Genomic DNA, 17,974 nt, shown 5'->3' with positions numbered 1-17,974 from the left:
TTCCAGCCTATGTCCGTATGCGCCTAGAACCTCCCTTGCACGGCTAAGAGCGCTGGCGAATAGTTGGGAAGGACCTTCGCTTCCGACGTGGCGCACTTCCGTCATTGGAGTCCGGCATGACCCTGCTCGGTCGCCCTATCCCGGAGGCCCCGCCCCGGCGGCGTACCCGGGGCTCGGTCTTCGTCTCCTGGATGACCACCACCGACCACAAGGTGATCGGCTATCTGTACTTGATCACCTCGTTCGTGTTCTTTCTGCTGGCCGGGCTGATGGCCATGGCGATCCGGGCGGAGCTGGCGGAACCGGGCCGGCAGTTCCTGAGCAACGAGCAGTTCAACCAGATGTTCACCATCCATGGGACGGTGATGCTGCTGCTGTTCGCGACGCCGCTGTTCATCGGATTCGCGAACGTGATCATGCCGTTGCAGATCGGGGCGCCCGACGTGGCGTTCCCCCGGATCAACATGTTCAGCTATTGGCTGTTCCTGTTCGGCGGCCTCATCGTGTTCGCCTCGTTCATCTCTCCGGGTGGCGCCGCCAGCTTCGGATGGACCGCGTACACGCCGCTGACCGACTTCGTCCGGACGCCCGGTGTGGGCGGCGACCTGTGGGTGATGGGCCTGGTGTTGTCCGGTTTCGGGACGATTCTGGGCGGGGTCAACTTCATCACCACGATCATCGGTATGCGGGCACCGGGCATGACGATGTTCCGAATGCCGATCTTCACGTGGAACGTGCTGCTGACCAGCCTGATGGTGCTGCTGGCCTTCCCGGTGCTGGCGGCCGCGCTGCTGGCGCTGGAGGCGGACCGCAGGCTCGGCGCGCACGTCTACGACCCGTCGCTGGGCGGCGCGCTGCTGTGGCAGCATCTGTTCTGGTTCTTCGGGCATCCCGAGGTCTACATCATCGCGTTGCCGTTCTTCGGCATCATCACCGAGGTCATTCCGGTGTTCAGCCGCAAGCCGCTGTTCGGCTACGTCGGGATGGTGGCGGCGACGATCGCGATCGCGGGGCTGTCGATGACGGTGTGGGCGCACCACATGTTCCCCACCGGGCGGGTGCTGCTGCCGTTCTTCTCGTTCATGACGTTCCTGATCGCGGTGCCCACGGGGGTGAAGTTCTTCAACTGGGTGGGGACGATGTGGCGCGGCAGGCTGAGTTTCGAGTCGCCGATGCTGTTCGCGGTGGGGTTCCTGGTGACGTTCCTGTTCGGCGGGCTGACCGGGATCATCCTGGCCTCCCCGCCGCTGGACTTCCAGGCGCACGACTCCTATTTCGTGGTGGGGCACTTCCATTACGTGGTGTTCGGCACCGTGGTGTTCGCGATGTTCTCCGGCTTCTATTTCTGGTGGCCGAAGATGACCGGGAAGATGCTGAACGACATCCTGGGGAGGCTGCACTTCTGGTTCCTGTTCATCGGCTTCCACACGACGTTCCTGGTGCATCACTGGCTGGGCGTGGAGGGAATGCCGCGCAGGTACGCCGACTATCCCGCGGAGTTCACCGCGCTGAACCGGGTGTCGAGCGTCGGGGCGTTCATCCTGGGCGTGTCGACGCTGTTCTTCCTCTACAACGTCTACCGGACGGCGCGGCACGGCACCCGTGTGGAGGCCGACGACCCGTGGGGGTTCGGCAACTCGCTGGAATGGGCGACGTCGTCGCCGCCTCCCCGGCACAACTTCACGTCGATCCCCCGGATCAGGTCGGAACGTCCGGCCTTCGACCTGCATTACCCGGCGCTGTCCGGCGAACGCCGATGACGGCCCCGCAATGGCGCCGTCCGGGTGCGGTCAGGTGGCGGTGACCTTCCCTATCGCCGCTACCCGGCGCCCTAAGGTCATCGCATGGAGCGAGCCGCGCGAGGCTGGCGTGATGAGAATGTCTGGCATGACGGTCGGGCGGGTTCCCGGCCGATCCGGGTGCTGAGCGTAAGGCGAACCGGTTCATCGAAGCCCGATTCGTTTCGTATCGGGTCCACTACACTCGGCCACTGGCATCGTCCGGCGGCGTGCTGATGCCGTCCGAGACGATCGGCGAACCACCATGCTCGTGTAGGACCTCCCCTCGACCGACGAGCCAAGGAGAGCGCTGAAAACCGTGCTCGTGCCGTTGTCCGCGCTGGCGCTGATCGGCGCGCTGGATCTGCTCCTGCCGGACCCCACCACGCTGATGGCGCTGCTGGCCGTGGTTCCCGCGACGGCGGTTCTGCGTCCGGCGGGGACGCGGCTGCTGGCGGTGGTCACGCTGGCCACGCTGGGTGTGGCGGCGCCGCTGGGCGTCTTGCACTGGGCGGAACGGCCGGTGGCGGTGACCACGAGCCTGCTGGGGACCGTGGTGACGACCGCGATGGTGTGGGTCGCGTTCCGCCGCCTTGAGCGGGGCGTGGACGTCCAGGACGGGCTGCGCCGGGTGGCGGAGGCGGCGCAGCGTGCGGTGCTGCGCCCGGTGCCGCGCCGGGTCGGGCCGGTGGACGCGGTGGTGCGCTATCTGGCGGCGGACGCGCAGGCCAGTGTCGGCGGCGACCTGTACGGCATCGTGGACAGCCCCTACGGCATCCGCATGATCATGGGCGATGCGATGGGCAAGGGGCTGGGCGCGGTCGAGAAGGCCGCCGACGTGCTCGGCGCCTTCCGCGGGCTGGCGTGGAACGAGGTGACGCTGGCGGGTGTGGCGGAGCGGCTGGACGCGTTCCTGGCGGCGCAGGAGGGCGAGGAGGGGTTCGTCACGGCGGTGCTGGTCGAGATCCCGGCCGGGGGCGGCGGCGCCCGGGTGGTGAACTGCGGGCACCCGCCGCCCCTCGTGCTCTCCGGCGGGGCGGTGACCTGCGCGGAACCGCCCGGGGCCGGTTGCGCTCCGCCGCTGGGCCTGCACCGTGTGGTGGGCGGCCCGGACCCGGTCGACGCGGTGTTCGAGGTTCCGTTAGTCCCGGGCGACCGGCTGCTCCTCTACACCGACGGGGTCAGCGAGGCCCGTGACGCGGACGGCAGGTTCTTCCCGCTCATCGAACATGTCTGCGCCGCGCACGACAGTGATCTCGAAGCGTTGCCGGCGGCGCTGGAGGCGGGCCTGCGCGCCCATGTGGGCGGGCGGCTCCGCGACGACGCCGCGATGCTGCTGATCAGGCTGAATCCCGATCCGGTGGCGTCCTCGGTCACCGGTCGTGCCTGTCCCGAAGCCTCCGTGTCCACGGGGCCTCCGTGCCCGCGGGACGGGCGGGCGTTCTGATCAAGATTCGGCGGCCGAAGTTACACATATGTAACGATCCGGGCCTATGAGTCATTTGGTCCAAGTGTCTCGGGATGATGCAGTAGCGTTCCGGGCTACCGAGTGAGCTGGCTCACATAATGGCGGGGGTCGTCATGAGCGTTGTCCGTGCCAGTCGCCTGGAGGCGTGATGGCCCGGCGTTTCCGGCCGCGAGGGTGGCGGAGCCCTTCCGGCGCGGGCGGCCCCGGCGGCTCGGACGGCCCGAGCCGCCCGAGCGTGCTCTCGGCGAGGAGGCCCGCGCTGCTGCGGGGCAGGGCCAGGTCGGTCCGGTCCAGGATCGTGCTGCTGCTGGTCCCGCCCGTCACCGCGCTGGTGGTGTTGTGGGGCGTCGCGGCGACCACCTCGCTTCAGGACAGCCTGCGGCAGACGCGGGCGCGCACGTTCACCCAGAAGGTGCTGGAGCCCACCGACCAGGTCATCGCGGCGTTGCAGGACGAGCGGCGGATGTCGCTGTCGGCCCTGGGGGACGACGCGACGATCGGGCGGGCCGGGTTCGAGGCGCAGCGGGCGGCGACCGACCGGGCGCGCCAGCGGTTCCGGGCGTCCGCGGCCGACGACGACATCGCGGGCGCGACGCGTCCGGCGACCCGGCAGCGGATGGTGCGGTTCGCGGCGGCGCTGGGCGGCCTTGAGGGGCTGCGCGCGGCCGTGGACAGCCGTGACCTGAACCGCGCCGAGGCGCTGTCGCGCTACACCGAGTACATCGAGCTGGCCGCCGAGATCTACGACGAGGTCCATTCGATGGACCCGCAGTTGGTGCGGCAGAGCCGGATCCTGCGCACGCTGGATCGCGCCAGGGAGAACCTGGCCCGTGAGGACGCGCTGGTGACCGGCGCGCTCGCGGCGGGCCGGCTGAGCCAGGACGAGCACCTGCAACTGGTGCAGTTCGCGGGGGCGCACCGGTTCCTGTACTCCGACGCGTCGCGCGGCCTTCCGGCGGCCTGGCGGGCGCAGTACGAGCGGATCGTCACGGGGCCGGAGTTCCGCCGCTTCCAGAACCTTCAGGAGCGTTTGATGCGCGGCGGCGCCACGTCCGGGCGTCCCGACGTGGACATCGGCGCGTGGCACACCTCGACCGAGGCCGCGGACGCGCAGCTCGCCGAGCTGTCGTCGCGGATCCGCGCGGAGAACACGCGGCGGGCCAGGGACGAGGCGAGCGCGGTGCTGATGCGGCTCGGGCTGACCGGCGGGCTCGGGCTGCTGGCCGTGGTGGCGGCCGTCCTGATCGCCATCCGTGCGGGCCGCCGCCTGATCGTGGAGAGCCGCGACATGGCCGCGTCCGTGACCGAGTTCGCGCAGCACCGGCTGCCGCTGATCAGCGAGCGGGCGCGGCGCGGCGAGGAGGTCCCGCTGGACGACCCGCTGGGCTCGCGGGGAGGACGGTACCGGATCACCGAGGTCGCGCAGATCGACCGCGCGTTCACCGAGGCGCGGGCGGCCGTGGTGCGCGCGGCGGAGTCGGAGGCGGGCGCGCACCGGCGGCTGAACGAGGTGTTCGTGACGCTGGCGCGGCGCAACCAGTCGCTGCTCCAGCGGCTGCTGCGGATGCTGGAGGGCATGCAGCGCGGCACCGAGGATCCCGACGAGCTGCAACGGCTGTTCGAGCTGGACTCGCTGGCGACGCGGATGCGGCGGCACGCCGAGGGCCTGGTGATCCTGTCGGGCCGCCCGTCGGGGCGGACGTGGCGCGACCCGGTGCGGCTGGTGGACGTGGCGCGCGCCGCGGCGGCCGAGGTGGAGGACTACGCCCGGGTCGAGGTGGTGCCGATGGGACGGACGGCGCTGGTCGGTCCCGCGGTCGCCGACACCATCCACCTGATGGCGGAGCTGATCGAGAACGCGGCGGCGTTCTCCCCGCCGAGCACCCCGATCCGGGTGACGGGTCAGGAGGTCGCGCACGGTTTCGCGCTGGAGGTCGAGGACCGGGGCCTGGGCCTGGCGCCCGACACGCTGGCCGAGCTGAACCGGCTGCTGGCCACCGATCCCGAGCTGAACCTGGACGACAGCGCGCGGCTGGGCCTGTTCGTCGTGGCGAGGCTGGCGGCCAGGCACGGCATCAAGGTGACGCTGCGCCCGTCGCCGTACGGGGGGATCATCGCGATTGCGCTGATCCCGCACGAGCTGGTGGTGGAGCCGCCGGAGCGGCCGGCGGCGTACGCGGTCACGGACGGCGGCGAGCGGGCGGCGCGGGACGGGGGCGCGTCCCGGCCGGGTGAGCCGCCCGCGCTGGTCGTGCCGAGCGCGCCCGCCGACCATGCCGGCCCGGTGACGACGCTGCGCGACTCCTACTCCCGTGCGCGGACGGACGGGCGGCCGGAGTTCAGCGAGGTGCCGGACGACGCCGAGGACCCGGACGGGATCGAGGCGCGGCCGGACGGGGAGTGGTTTCCGCTGCCCACGCGGCGCCGCCAGACGCATATGGCGCCGCAGCTCCGCGGTTCGGCGGCGGGCGACCGCGACGGCGGGTCCGAGCGGGGCGGCGACGCGGCCGTTCACGCCGGGGAGCCGCGTGAGGCGCGCTCGCCGGAGGCGGCCCGCGACCTGATGGCGACGATGCAGCGCGGGTGGGAGCGGGGCCGCGCCACCGGGAACGCCGAGAACGGCAAGGCGCGCGCGTCCGGCCAGTCCGACTGGTTCGCGCCCCGCTCCTCGCCGTCCGGCAACGGATCCTCCGCCGCCTCTGGGGACGACGGCGCCGCCGAGGACCCGCCCACGGCGGACGACCGCACAGACCGCACGGACGGCGCGGACGGTACGGACACCGCCCCCGGCTCCGGCGGTGACTGATGGCGCGTGACTTCCCCGGCGGGTACCCGGACCGGCGCCGGGGGCGCCGCCCGGACGACGACCTGTGGGTGGACGAGGAGGCCGGGCCGGTCGTCCGTCCCTTCGCGGTCACCCGTGGCCGCACCCGCAGCCGGAGGCCCGGCGGCGAACTCGACCTCATCGCGGTGGTGGTGACGGCCGAGGTGCCGCCGCCCGATCCGGTGCTGCTCACCCCCGAGGACGAGCGGATCCTGGAGCGCTGCCTGCGTCCGGTGCCGGTGGCCGAGCTGGCGTCGGACCTGCGGCTTCCGGTGGGCGTCGTCCGGGTGCTGCTGGGCGACCTGCTGGAGCGCGGCCTGGTGGAGGTGCAGCGGCCGGTCGCCTCCGGCCCTCCCGACGTGCGCATTCTCAAGGAAGTGATCGATGGACTTCGCGCGTTGTGACAGCCCGGGGCGTGCACGGCGGCCCAAGATGAGGGCGCTGCGCGCCGCGCTCGCCGGGGCGGCGCTGCTGGCGGCGGTGACGGGCTGCGGGTTCGGTTCGGACGGCGGCTCGGCCGCGCCGGTCCCGGGGGTGACCGAGGAGCCCTGCCCCAGGGCGGTGAACAAGGAGCACGGCTGCATCTACCTGGGCATCATCTCCGACCTGACCGTGGGTCCCTTCACGGACCTGGGGACGCCGATGGTGGTCGCGCAGAAGGCGTTCTGGGACCGGGTGAACCGGCAGGGCGGCATCGGCGGCTACGACGTGGACGTGCACACCTACGTCCGGGACAACAGGTACGACCCGGGCACGCACCGCCGCGCCTTCCAGGAGATCAAGGGCCGGGTGCTGGCGCTGGCGCAGAGCCTGGGCTCGCCGACCACCGAGGCGGTCCTGGGCGAGCTGCGCTCGGCGCGGATGATCGCGGTTCCGGCCTCCTACCCGTCCAAGTGGGAGTTCGAGGACGTGATCCTGGAATCGGGCGCCTCGTACTGCTTCGAGGCGATGAACGCGGTCGACTACGCGGCCGACCGGTTCAAGGCCAAGAGCGTGCTGTCGGTGCACTATGCGGGCGACTACGGCGGAGACGCGGCGGCGGGCGCGCGGATCGGGGCGGAGGCGCGCGGGCTGAGCTTCTCGGAGCTGGAGATCCCGCAGGGGTCCGGTCGGCAGGAGAAGGCGATCCGGACGATCCTCACCCGCAGGCCCGACCTGGTGGTGGTGACGGCGGGCCCGGCCGAGACGGCGGCGATCGTCAGCAAGACCGTGGAGGCGGGCTTCCAGGGCCACTTCATGGGCAACAACCCGGCCTATACCGCGGCGCTGTTGAGGACCCCTGCGGCCCCCGCGTTGAAGGCCCGCTACCTGATGGTGTCGCCGTGGAAGCCGTTCGCCTACGACTCGCCGGGGCACACCGCGATGCGGCAGGCGCTGGGGCGGGTGCCGCCGGACGACGCCTACACCTCGGGGTGGATCTTCCAGTACCCGCTGAAGGCGGTGCTGGAGCGGGCGGCGGCGAACGGCAACCTGACCCGCGACGGCGTGTACGAGGCGCTGAGCCAGACCACCACCGTGGACTACGAGGGGATGCTGCCCCGGCACGCGGGCAACTTCTCGGGCACGCCGAACGCGGCCGCGTTCCGGGAGTCGGTGATCGCCCGTCCCGACGACCGCGAGTTCACCGGCTCCAAGGTGATCACCGACTTCGCTCCGGGGCCGACGGCCAAGGCGCACCGCCTGGAGTCGCCCTGCTACAACCCGGGCTGACGGGCGCGCATGCGGTCGACGAACAGCCGCGCGGCGCCCACCGCCAGGGCCGGGTTGAGCCGGGCGGCCCGCCAGGCCGCGCGCCCGTTGGCGGGCGCGACGATGAGCGCCTGGTTGCGGCGGACGCCGCGCATGATGTCGCGCGCCAGCTTCTCGGCGGTGTAGAAGCGGGGCACGGCCGTGGCGATGTCGTCCTTGGCGTCCCCGCTCAGCCGGGTCTCGGGTAGGCCGGGGTTGACGTTGACCAGCAGCGGGGTGTCGACGAAGCCGGGGCACACGACGCTGACCTTGACGCCGCGTCCCGCCGCCTCGGCGCGCAGGCCGAGGGACAGGCCGACGACGGCGTGCTTGGTCGCCGTGTAGGGGATGCCGGCCGGCATCGGCACCAGCCCGGCCAGCGACGCGGTGTTGACGATGTGCCCGGATCCCTGCTCCAGCATGATCGGGTACGCGGCGTGCACGCCGTGGACGACGCCCTTGAGGTTGATGTCGATGGCGCGGTTCCAGTGGTCGAGGGTCAGTTCCTCGGCCAGCCCGCCGATCGCGATGCCCGCGTTGTTGAAGACCAGGTCGAGCCGCCGGTGCTCGTCGCGTACGCCCTGGTAGGTGGCGGCCACCGCGGCGGCGTCGGTGACGTCGAGCGCCGCGGCGGCGGCCTTGCCGCGGCCGAGGGTGTTGAGCCGGTCGGCGACCCTGCGGGCGCCGTCGGCGTCGATGTCGGTGACGAGGACGGTGTCGCCGCGGGCCACCAGCGCGGTGGCGATCGCCCGGCCGATGCCGGACGCGCCGCCGGTCACGACGGCGACGTTCACCGTGCCGCCCGCTCGTTCGCGGAGGCCGCGCCCGGGGCGGGGCGCCGGGCGCCCTGGCCGCGCCGGACGCCGGGCTCGTCCCAGACGCCCATCAGCTTCCACAGCCGCTTGCTGACCGGGGTGATGAGGCCCAGCTCGGCGAGCAGGTCGCGGACCTTGCCGACCGAGTCGCTGAGGTCGTCGCGGTGGTCGCCGCCCCGGTACGCGGCGCGCACGACGTCCTTGGGGATGCCGAAGTGCCGCACCATCGGTCCGGGCGGTGACAGCATGATCCGCGCCATCCGGCCCAGGATCAGCGGGCTGAGCAGGGCGATCATCCGGCGCTTGTGACCGGGCAGGTCCGGCACCCGGTGCTTGAGGTAGTGCCTGGCGAAGGAGATGTGGCGGGCCTCCTCCGCGATGTGGATCCTGATGATGGCCTCTTCGAGCGGGTGCTTGACGTGCCCGCCCTTGAGCATCTGCCGCTGCTTGTAGTCGATCGGGTCCTCGCCGCCGAGCACGAAGACGAAGAACAGCTCGGTGCTGACCAGCGGGATCCAGGGGACGATCTGCGCCAGCGCGGTGAGGGCGCGGGGCATGCCGCGGATCGGCAGCCCGGTGCGGTTCACGAACTCCTGGAACATCATCCCGTGGTGACATTCCTCGGTGGTCTCGTGGTACACGTACCGGAACTCCGGGCGCCCGTTGGGCAGCCAGTAGGCGTAGTTGAGCAGTCCGCGCTTGAGCAGGTTCTCGAACTGAAGGCCGATCTTCATGGCGGTGGCGACCCGCCACAGCCCGATCCGCGCCTGGACCTCGGGGGGTTGCGACCGGTACCACTCGGTGCGGCCGAGCTGGTCCTCGTCGGTCAGGATCCAGCGCGGGTCCTCGGGGTCGATCGCGTACTCGGGGTCGTCCCAGGGGATGTCGGCGTAGGCTTCCCAGTGCTTGTCGACCGACGCCTTGTTCAGCCGGTCGATGACGCCGTAGTAGGACTTGCGGTCCTTGACCTGCTCGCGGACTTCCTCGGCGAGGCGGGTCGGTGCCTTGGTCATTGCGCGTGCTCCCTGGCTGGCTGATGGGGCGTACGGGATGTCGGCGGGTTCTCGGCCGCCGGTACCGCCGGGGCTGCGGGGTCGGGGACGATCAGCCGGGCGAAGTCCTTGAGCCCGGCGAGCACCGCGGCCTGGTGGCCGGCGGCGTCGGCGTCCAGAGAATTCTGCAGGGACAGCCCGACCAGCAGCGCGAACAGGGCGCGGATCAGCGTGTCGACCTGGTCCTCGGGCAGCGTCTCGGGGAACAGCCCGTGGAAGACCTCCTTGACGATCCGCACCACCCGTTCGCTGAGGTCGACGCTGAGTTCGCGCAGCTCCTCGTCGGTGCGGCCGGCCAGTGCCAGCTCCAGCAGCGCGACGGCGGGGGGCGTGCGGATGGTGTCCCAGAAGAGGTCGATGGCGCCCGCGACGTCGCGCCGTTCGGCGGGCAGCGCGTCGAACGCCGCCTCGTACTCGGCGCGCAGCCGGTCGAGCAGGTGCTCCAGCGCGGCCGCGACCAGCGCCATCTTGGTGGGGTAGTGGTGCTGCTGCGCGCCGCGCGACACCCCGGCCCGGCGGGCGACCTCGGTGGTGGACAGGCCGGACCAGCCGACGTCGGCCAGCGCGTCCGCGGTGGCCGCCATCAGCCGGCGCCGGGTCTCGGCGCGGCGCTGCTCCTGGGTCCGGCGCCCGCCCGGGTGCCGGTGGCGGCGTGGCCGCTTGCTCGCTGACACGTTCTCGACGGTAGGAGCGGGGCAAGAAACAAGCAAGGCTGCTTGTATGTTGCCCCGGTCACAAATTGGACGCAAGGTCTGATAAAAGGCACGCCGTACGACCGCTGACGTACGGGAACCCGCGCGCCTGCGACCGGAGGCGCAGTCCGGGTGACGCTTCTCACCCGACGACGGGGGGCATGCCGTCCCGCGACCATCGCGGCCATGGAACACACGGCACGGGCAGGAACACAGGCCGAGACACAGGCAGAGAACGCGACGAAGGAGCCGCCGGAAGGGACGGCGGCACACCAGGAGGGCGGTGCGCGCACCGTCCGCCTCACCAAGAGCTACGGGACGGGCGGCACGGCGGTGCGCGCCCTCGACGACGTCACGGTGACCTTCCCGAAGGGACGGTTCACCGCCATCATGGGGCCGTCCGGGGCCGGGAAGTCCACGCTGATGCACTGCGTGGCGGGTCTGGACGCCCCGACCTCCGGGCAGGTCTACGTGGGCGGCCGGGAGCTCGGCGCGCTGTCGGACCGGGCGCTGACCCGGCTGCGGCGGGAGCGGATCGGGTTCGTCTTCCAGGCGTTCAACCTGCTCCCCACGCTGACCGCCAGGGACAACATCACGCTTCCGCTCACCTTGGCCGGCCGCCGTCCCGACGCGGAGTGGCTGGAGACGGTGGTGCGGACCCTGCGGCTCGGCGACCGGCTGGCGCACCGCCCCGCCGAGCTGTCCGGCGGCCAGCAGCAGCGGGTCGCGCTGGCCCGCGCGCTGATCACGCGCCCGGAGATCGTCTTCGCGGACGAGCCCACCGGCAACCTCGACTCCCGTACCGGGTCCGAGGTGCTGGACCTGCTCAGAGGCGCCGTGGACGACCTGGGCCAGACCGTCACCATGGTCACCCACGATCCGGTCGCGGCGGCCCGCGCCGACGCGGTCGTCTTCCTGTCGGACGGCCGGGTGGTCGACGTCATGCGCGACCCGACCCCGGCGACCGTCCTGGACCGGATGCGAGGTCTCACGTCATGAGAAGCCTGGCGATCAAGGAGTTGTGGGGGCGGCGCCGCCGGCTGGCGGCCGCCCTGGTGGGGGTCTTCCTGGGCGTGGCGTTCCTCACCGGGACGCTCGTGCTGGGGGACACGCTGTCGCGGAGCATCGACGGGTTCTTCGCCCGCGCGTACGCCGACACCGACGTGAGCGTGCGGAACGCGACCCAGGTGACGAACGCGCCGGGACGGCTGCGCGGTGAGATCGACGCGTCCGCGGTGGACCGGATCGCCCGGGTGCCGGGCGCGGCGAACGTGCAGCCGGTCATCCAGGGCTCCGGCCAACTGCTGGCCGAGGACGGGACGGTCATCAACGCCCGCGGTCCGCGCACGGCGGGCAACTGGATCGACGACCCGGCGCTGAACCCGTACCGCGTCGTCGAAGGCCGGGCGCCGCGCGCCCCGGACGAGGTCGTGATCGACCGCAGGTTCGCCCGCGACGGCCACCTGCGCGTCGGGGACCGGACGGCGGTCCTGACGCCGCGCCGGACGCCGGTCACGGTGGTCGGGATCACCCGGTTCGGGGATCAGGACGCCTTCGGCCAGGCCCAGTTCACGGCCTTCTCCCTGGAGGGCGCGCGGCGGCACGTCGCCCGCGACCCGTCCAGGATCACCGGCGTGCTGGTCAGGGCGGCGGAGGGCGTGAGCCAGGAGGAACTGGCCGCCCGGATCCGTCCCGTGCTGCCTCAGGGCGCCGAGGCGGTGACGGGACGGGTGCTGGCCAGGGAGGGGCAGGAGACGGTCGAGAAGGGCTTCCTGTCGGCGTTCCGGCTGGCGCTGGCGGCGTTCGGCGCGGTGGCCCTGCTCGTGGCGGCGTTCAGCATCCACAACACCTTCGCGATCACGGTGGCGCAGCGCACGAGGGAGTCGGCGCTGCTGCGGGCCGTGGGCGCCTCGCGGCGCCAGGTGCTGGCGCTGGTGGCGGCCGAGGCCCTGGTGGTGGGCGTGGTGGCGACGCTGGCCGGGCTGGCGGGCGGCATCGGCTGCGCGCACCTGCTGAAGACGCTGCTCGTCGAGGGCGCCGCCGGTCTGATGGTACGGGGACTGGCGATCAGCCCGGCGAACCTGTTGATCGCCGCGCTGGTCGGGGTGGTGGTGACGCTGCTGGCGGCGCTGTCCCCGGCGGTGCGGGCGTCGCGGGTGGCGCCGCTGGCGGCGATGCGCGAGGTCGCCGCCGAGCGCACGGGCCCGTCCGCGGCGCGGGCGGTGGCCGGCGTGACGCTGGCGGTGGTCGCGCTCGGCGCCGTGGTCGCGGGCGCGCTGGCCGGGTCGCTGCCGCTGACCGGCGGCGGCGCGGTGATGCTGCTGGCGGTCATGGTGATGCTCGGCCCGGTCGCCGCCCGTCCCGCCGCGACCCTGGCGGGCGCTCCCGCCGCGCGGCTGCGCGGGGTGCCGGGGCGGCTGGCCCGCGACAACGCGGCCCGCGGCCCGCGCCGTACGGCGGGCGCCGCGACGGCGCTGATGGTGGGGGTCGGGGTCGTCACCTTGATGACGGTGTTCGCGGGGTCGCTGCGGGCGTCCGTGGAGGACGGCGTCGCCGGCTCGTTCCACGGCGGGCTGATCATCAACGGCGGCACCAACGACACGGGCGGGTTCGGCACGGACCTGACCGACGCGGTGGCGCGGCTGCCGCAGGTCGAGGCCGCCGCCGGGATCGGGCGCGGCAACGCCCGGCTGGCCGGGGAGAACGCGGGCGTCCGCGTGGGCGACCCGGCGCGGCTCGGCCGGGTCCTGGACCTGGAGGTGACCGCGGGCGCGCTGTCGGACACGCTGGCGGTGTCGCAGGAGGCGGCGGCCGAGCGGGGCTGGCGGGTCGGGACGGCGGTGCCCGTCCTGTACTCCGACGGTTCGCGGCAGACCCTCACGGTCGGCGCCGTCTACCGGAACGCCGACGTCACGGGCGACTACCTCATCCCCCGGACGGCGTGGAACGCGCACAACGGGCGGTCGCTGGACGGCATGGCGTTCGTCAAGCTGCGTCCGGGCGCGTCCGAGGCCGAGGCGCGCGACGCGATCAGCGCGCTGGCCCGCCCGCACGGGGCGCCGCCCGTCCAGGACCGGGACGGCTACGTGGCCGCGCAGACCTCCGACATGGGCACCTTCCTGAGCGTCGTGTACGGGATGCTCGCGCTGGCGATCGTGATCGCGCTGCTCGGCATCGCCAACACGCTGTCGCTCTCCGTCCACGAGCGCACCAGGGAGCTGGGGCTGCTGCGGGCGGTCGGCGCGACCCGTCCCCAGGTCCGGTCGATGGTGCGGTGGGAAGCGGTGATCGTGGCGCTGTTCGGCACGGCCGGCGGCGCGGGGCTCGGGCTGTTCGCAGGCTGGGGCCTCACCCGCGCGATGGGCGATCCGTTCGCGGCCCTGCCCGTCCAGCTCGGGATGATCGTCGTGGTGGGCGCGGTGGCGGGGGTCCTGGCGTCCGTCCGCCCGGCCCGCCGTGCCGCGGCGAGGGGCGTCCTCGACTCGATCGCGGCGCCCTGAGCGCCGGGCACGCGGCGTGCCGCCCGGTCCCCAAGGACGGGCGGCACGCCGTAAAAGTCCGGCATGGGCTTCACCGGGCCGGGCCGACGACGCTGATCGCCGGTGGCTAAGGTGGGTTCATGCAGGTCATCCAGTCGGCCAAGCTGACCAACGTCTGTTACGACATCAGGGGACCGGTGCTCAGGCGGGCCAGGCAACTGGAGGCGGAGGGGCAGAAGATCCTCAAGCTGCATATCGGCAACCCCGCGCCGTTCGGGTTCGAGGCCCCGCCCGAGCTGCTCCAGGACATGGTCCGCAACCTGCCGGAGGCGCACGGCTACAGCGACTCCAAGGGCATCCTGCCCGCCCGCCGCGCCGTGGCGCAGCGCTACCACGAGCAGGGCGTGGCGGGGGTGGACGTGGAGGACGTCTACCTGGGCAACGGCGTGTCCGAGCTGATCGTGATGACGCTCCAGGCGTTGCTGGACGACGGCGACCAGGTGCTGATCCCGGCACCCGACTACCCGCTGTGGACGGCCGCGGTGTCGCTGTGCGGCGGCACGCCCGTCCACTACCTGTGCGACGAGGCCGCCGCCTGGGCGCCCGCGCTGGACGACATCGAGGCCAAGGTCACCGACCGCACCAAGGCGATCGTGATCATCAATCCGAACAACCCGACCGGCGCCGTCTACCCGCGCCCGGTGCTGGAGCGGATCGTGGAGCTGGCCCGCCGGCACCGGCTGATCATCTTCGCGGACGAGATCTACGACCGGATCCTCTACGACGACGCCGAGCACATCTCCATCGCCTCGCTGGCGCCCGACCTGCTGTGCCTCACCTTCGGCGGGCTGTCGAAGAACTACCGGGTCGCGGGGTTCCGGTCCGGCTGGGTCGTGCTGTCGGGGCCCATGGACGGCGCCGAGTCCTACATCGAGGGCCTGGAGATCCTGGCGAACATGCGGCTGTGCCCCAACGTCCCCGGGCAGCACGCCATCCAGGCGGCGCTCGGCGGCTACCAGAGCATCGGCGACCTGGTGCTGCCCACCGGGCGGCTGGGCGAGCAGCGCGACCGGGCGTGGAAGCTGCTGAACGGGCTGCCCGGCGTGTCCTGCGTCAAGCCGCGGGGCGCCCTGTACGTCTTTCCGCGGCTCGACCCGGAGATGTACCCGATCGAGGACGACGTCCGGTTCGCGTTCGACCTACTGGAGCAGCAGCGGATCCTGGTCGTGCAGGGCACCGGGTTCAACTGGCCCGCCACCGACCACTTCCGGGTGGTGACGCTCCAGTACGCCGACGATCTGGAGGAGGCGATCGGGCGGATCGGCGACTTCCTGGAGACCAGGCGCCGCTGACGTCGGCCCGGCCCGGCCCGGCCCGGTCCGGGCCGCGACCGGTGCCGGGGCGCGACCGGTGCCGGGGCGCGATCCGGTCCGCCTCAGGCCGCGTTGAGAGCGGCGATAGGGGGAAGGGTCGGACCATGAGCACACCCGGGGGAGAGGGAACGTCCGGCCACTCGGTTCTGGAGCCGCTGGACCGTGAGGAGTGCCTGGAGCTGATCCGCGATGGAGGGATCGGCAGGGTCGGCTTCGACGACGGCGAGGGCCCGACGGTGATCCCGGTGAACTTCGCCATGGACGGGGACGCCGTGGTGTTCCGCACCAGCCTGGAGGGGCGCCTCAACCAGAGCCTGGCGACGGCGATGACGGGCACCGCGATCCGCATCGCGTTCGAGGTGGACGAGATCAACCCCGAGGAGCACTCGGGCTGGAGCGTGCTGCTGCGCGGCGGCGGGCAGTACCTTCCCGACCACGAGCGCCCCGGTTTCCCGACGGTGGAGCCGTGGCCCGGCGGCGAGCGCCCCGTGTACATCCGGCTGGAGCCGCACGAGGTCTCGGGCCGCCGCCTGCGCCCGCCCGAGGGGGACGGTCCGGGCTAGGCGCCGGCCGCCGCCGCGTCCAGGCGGCGCAGGGCGTCCCGCACGACGGCGGGGTCGGTCGTCGGCCAGAACGGGGGCAGCGACGCCTTGAGGAACCCGCCGTAGCGGGCGGTGGCCAGGCGCGGGTCGAGGACGGCCACGACGCCCCGGTCGTCCATCGACCGCAGCAGCCGTCCCGCGCCCTGGGCCAGCAGCAGCGCGACATGGGTGGCGGCGACCGCCATGAAGCCGTTGCCGCCCTTGGCCGCGACCGCGCGGGAGCGCGCCGAGGAGACCGGGTCGTCGGGACGCGGGAACGGGATCCTGTCCATGATCACCAGTTGCAGGGAGGGCCCGGGGACGTCCACGCCCTGCCACAGCGACAGGGTGCCGAACAGCGAGGTCCGCTCGTCCTCGGCGAACTGCCTGACGAGCAGGGCGGTGGAGTCGTCGCCCTGGCACAGCAGCGGGTGGGTCAGGTGGTCCTTGAGCTCGTCGGCCGCGCGCCGCGCCGCCCGCATCGACGAGAACAGCCCGAGCGTGCGTCCCCCCGCGGCCTCGATCAGTTCGGTGATCTCGGTGAGGTAGGCGTCGGCCAGTCCGTCCCGTCCCGGCTGGGGGAGGTGGCGCGCGACGTAGAGGATGCCCGCCCTGGGGTGGTCGAACGGCGACCCGACGTCCAGCGCCGACCAGGCGATCGGCTTCTCGCCGTCGCCGTCCTTCGCCTCCTTCGTGGCGGTGCGGGCCAGCCCTTCGGCGGCGGCCTGGGCGTCCTTGGGCGCCGGGTCCCCGGACGGGGCGTCCAGCGGCGGCAGCCCCCACTGGCGGGCCAGCGGCTCGAACGAGCCGCCCAGCGTGAGGGTGGCCGAGGTGAGGATCGCGGTGCGCCGCTCGAACAGCGTCGTGCGCAGCAGCCCGCCCACCCCGATCGGCGCGATGCGCAGCGTGGGCGGGCGCGCGGGCCGCCCGTCCTGGGCGAACGGCTTCTCCAGCCAGACCACTTCGAAACGCGCGGAGATCTCCGGCTGGAACGACTCCAGCATCCGGCCCGCGGTGTCGTGCAGCTCCTCCAACGCCGAGCGGGCGGCCTTGCGCGCGCCCATGTCCGCCGGGTCGGCGTCCTTCTTCTCGGGGCCGAGCGCGGTCAGGCAGCCGTGCGCGGCGTCCCGGACGGCGGCGAGGGTGGTGCCGAGGGCGGGGGACAGGACGTCCATACGGCCGTCGTTCAGGTCCTCCAGGACCAGGCCCAACCCTTCGGCGGCCTCCTTGAGCCGGTCCGCCACCCCGTCCTCGACGAGCCGTCCGCAGCGGCGCGCGGCCGTCTCCACGCCCGCCGCGCTCAGGTCGCCGGTGGCGACCGAGGTGACCCGGTCGACCAGCTCGTGCGCCTCGTCCACGATCACCACGTCGTGCTCGGGCAGGACCTGGAAGTCCTCCAGGGCGTCGATGGCCAGCAGCGCGTGGTTGGTGACCACGATGTGCGCCTCGCCGGCCCGCGCCCGCGCCAGCTCCGCGAAGCACTCGGTGCCCTGCGGGCAGCGCTGGGCGCCCAGGCATTCCCTGGCGGTCACCGCGACCTGCCGCCACGCCTGCTCGCTCACCCCGGGGACGAGCTCGTCGCGGTCGCCGGTGGTGGTCTCCTCCGCCCACTCGTTCAGCCGCTTGACCTGGCGGCCCAGCGCGGAAAGCCGCTGCGGGTCGAACAGCCCCGAGGCCCCCTCGTCCTCGGGGTCGTCCGGGGCGCCGGTCTGGACGCGGTTCAGGCAGAGGTAGTTGCGGCGGCCCTTGAGGATCGCGAACCTGGGCTCCCGCCCGACCAGCGGCTCCAGCGTCTCGGCCAGCCGGGGCAGGTCGCGGTCGACGAGCTGGCGTTGCAGCGCGATCGTCGCGGTGGACACCACGACGGTGGTGCGCGCGCTGATGGCGTGCCGGATCGCGGGCACGAGGTAGGCCAGCGACTTGCCGGTGCCGGTGCCGGCCTGCGCCGCCAGGTGCTCGCCCTTGGCGATCGCCCGCTCGACGGCGCGGGCCATCTCCACCTGCCCGGGACGTTCCGTCCCTCCGATGGCCTTCACGGCGGCTTCGAGGAGCGTCGCGACGTCCGGAATCTGGGTTTCGCTGCCGGTCAGCAGATCAGGGGCGGGCACGTCGGCCAACGCTACCGGCCGCCGGGGACAAACGCGCGCCGAAGCCGACGAGCGCCGCGGCCAGACCCCTGGCGGG

13 protein-coding genes are annotated in these 17,974 nt (G+C 72.8%); 9 read left to right on the top strand and 4 right to left on the bottom strand.

Annotated features, from left to right (window positions below):
• The first annotated feature begins 116 nt into the window (after positions 1-116).
• The 5 genes from ctaD to ACGWYJ_RS33435 all read left to right on the top strand — a co-directional run bounded on the left by ctaD (position 117) and on the right by ACGWYJ_RS33435 (position 7,780).
• Positions 117-1,760, top strand: coding sequence for a cytochrome c oxidase subunit I (gene ctaD, locus ACGWYJ_RS33455; RefSeq protein WP_395110538.1), 1,644 nt, complete (start codon positions 117-119; stop codon positions 1,758-1,760).
• Between the two features lie 337 nt (positions 1,761-2,097).
• Positions 2,098-3,225 (top strand): PP2C family protein-serine/threonine phosphatase, encoded by a 1,128-nt coding sequence (locus tag ACGWYJ_RS33450; RefSeq protein ID WP_395110536.1) that lies wholly within the window; start codon positions 2,098-2,100, stop codon positions 3,223-3,225.
• A 169-nt stretch (positions 3,226-3,394) separates the two neighbouring features.
• Positions 3,395-6,052, top strand: coding sequence for a nitrate- and nitrite sensing domain-containing protein (locus ACGWYJ_RS33445; protein WP_395110534.1), 2,658 nt, complete (start codon positions 3,395-3,397; stop codon positions 6,050-6,052).
• Complete coding sequence (locus ACGWYJ_RS33440; RefSeq protein WP_395110532.1) at positions 6,052-6,474, top strand: DUF742 domain-containing protein; 423 nt, start codon at positions 6,052-6,054, stop codon at positions 6,472-6,474. Before ACGWYJ_RS33445 ends, ACGWYJ_RS33440 begins: the two co-directional genes overlap by 1 nt.
• Entirely contained in the window at positions 6,455-7,780 is a 1,326-nt protein-coding gene (locus ACGWYJ_RS33435; RefSeq protein ID WP_395110530.1) for an ABC transporter substrate-binding protein, read from the top strand. The genes ACGWYJ_RS33440 and ACGWYJ_RS33435 overlap by 20 nt, the downstream gene beginning before the upstream one ends.
• Here the strand turns inward: ACGWYJ_RS33435 and ACGWYJ_RS33430 are convergent.
• From ACGWYJ_RS33430 to ACGWYJ_RS33420, 3 genes are read right to left on the bottom strand one after another with little or no spacing between them, the layout of a single operon-like run.
• Positions 7,765-8,592 (bottom strand): SDR family NAD(P)-dependent oxidoreductase, encoded by an 828-nt coding sequence (locus ACGWYJ_RS33430; protein ID WP_395110528.1) that lies wholly within the window; start codon positions 8,590-8,592, stop codon positions 7,765-7,767. The two genes, ACGWYJ_RS33435 and ACGWYJ_RS33430, sit on opposite strands and share 16 nt — an antisense overlap.
• Complete coding sequence (locus tag ACGWYJ_RS33425; RefSeq protein WP_395110526.1) at positions 8,589-9,626, bottom strand: diiron oxygenase; 1,038 nt, start codon at positions 9,624-9,626, stop codon at positions 8,589-8,591. The genes ACGWYJ_RS33430 and ACGWYJ_RS33425 overlap by 4 nt, the downstream gene beginning before the upstream one ends.
• A complete protein-coding gene (locus tag ACGWYJ_RS33420; RefSeq protein ID WP_395110524.1) occupies positions 9,623-10,339 on the bottom strand; it encodes a TetR/AcrR family transcriptional regulator in 717 nt (238 codons plus the stop codon). The genes ACGWYJ_RS33425 and ACGWYJ_RS33420 overlap by 4 nt, the downstream gene beginning before the upstream one ends.
• A gap of 204 nt (positions 10,340-10,543) precedes the next feature.
• Here ACGWYJ_RS33420 and ACGWYJ_RS33415 point away from each other — a divergent pair, with 204 nt between their 5' ends.
• The 4 genes from ACGWYJ_RS33415 to ACGWYJ_RS33400 all read left to right on the top strand — a co-directional run bounded on the left by ACGWYJ_RS33415 (position 10,544) and on the right by ACGWYJ_RS33400 (position 15,772).
• Positions 10,544-11,356, top strand: a complete 813-nt coding sequence (locus tag ACGWYJ_RS33415; RefSeq protein WP_395110522.1) for an ABC transporter ATP-binding protein — start codon at positions 10,544-10,546, stop codon at positions 11,354-11,356.
• Complete coding sequence (locus ACGWYJ_RS33410) at positions 11,353-13,857, top strand: ABC transporter permease (protein WP_395110520.1); 2,505 nt, start codon at positions 11,353-11,355, stop codon at positions 13,855-13,857. Before ACGWYJ_RS33415 ends, ACGWYJ_RS33410 begins: the two co-directional genes overlap by 4 nt.
• Positions 13,858-13,976: 119 nt before the next feature.
• Positions 13,977-15,188, top strand: a complete 1,212-nt coding sequence (locus ACGWYJ_RS33405; RefSeq protein WP_395110518.1) for a pyridoxal phosphate-dependent aminotransferase — start codon at positions 13,977-13,979, stop codon at positions 15,186-15,188.
• 125 nt (positions 15,189-15,313) lie between these two features.
• Positions 15,314-15,772, top strand: coding sequence for a pyridoxamine 5'-phosphate oxidase family protein (locus tag ACGWYJ_RS33400; protein WP_395110516.1), 459 nt, complete (start codon positions 15,314-15,316; stop codon positions 15,770-15,772).
• On the opposite strand, the gene ACGWYJ_RS33395 is transcribed toward ACGWYJ_RS33400, so the two are convergent.
• Positions 15,769-17,898, bottom strand: a complete 2,130-nt coding sequence (locus ACGWYJ_RS33395; protein ID WP_395110514.1) for an ATP-dependent DNA helicase — start codon at positions 17,896-17,898, stop codon at positions 15,769-15,771. The genes ACGWYJ_RS33400 and ACGWYJ_RS33395 overlap by 4 nt on opposite strands.
• Positions 17,899-17,974: the final 76 nt, after the last annotated feature.

Source organism: Actinomadura sp. SCN-SB (assembly GCF_043906805.1).
Classification (GTDB): domain Bacteria; phylum Actinomycetota; class Actinomycetes; order Streptosporangiales; family Streptosporangiaceae; genus Spirillospora.
This window is presented reverse-complemented; position numbering and strand designations above follow the sequence as displayed.

Excerpts from the sequence above, each read along its gene's own strand:
- ACGWYJ_RS33415 (WP_395110522.1), top strand. The coding sequence starts at position 10,544 with ATGGAACACACGGCACGGGCAGGAACACAGGCCGAGACACAGGCAGAG.
- ACGWYJ_RS33445 (WP_395110534.1), top strand. The coding sequence starts at position 3,395 with ATGGCCCGGCGTTTCCGGCCGCGAGGGTGGCGGAGCCCTTCCGGCGCG.
- ACGWYJ_RS33400 (WP_395110516.1), top strand. The coding sequence starts at position 15,314 with ATGAGCACACCCGGGGGAGAGGGAACGTCCGGCCACTCGGTTCTGGAG.
- ACGWYJ_RS33425 (WP_395110526.1), bottom strand. The coding sequence starts at position 9,626 with ATGACCAAGGCACCGACCCGCCTCGCCGAGGAAGTCCGCGAGCAGGTC.
- ctaD (WP_395110538.1), top strand. The coding sequence starts at position 117 with ATGACCCTGCTCGGTCGCCCTATCCCGGAGGCCCCGCCCCGGCGGCGT.
- ACGWYJ_RS33405 (WP_395110518.1), top strand. The coding sequence starts at position 13,977 with ATGCAGGTCATCCAGTCGGCCAAGCTGACCAACGTCTGTTACGACATC.
- ACGWYJ_RS33435 (WP_395110530.1), top strand. The coding sequence starts at position 6,455 with ATGGACTTCGCGCGTTGTGACAGCCCGGGGCGTGCACGGCGGCCCAAG.
- ACGWYJ_RS33440 (WP_395110532.1), top strand. The coding sequence starts at position 6,052 with ATGGCGCGTGACTTCCCCGGCGGGTACCCGGACCGGCGCCGGGGGCGC.
- ACGWYJ_RS33410 (WP_395110520.1), top strand. The coding sequence starts at position 11,353 with ATGAGAAGCCTGGCGATCAAGGAGTTGTGGGGGCGGCGCCGCCGGCTG.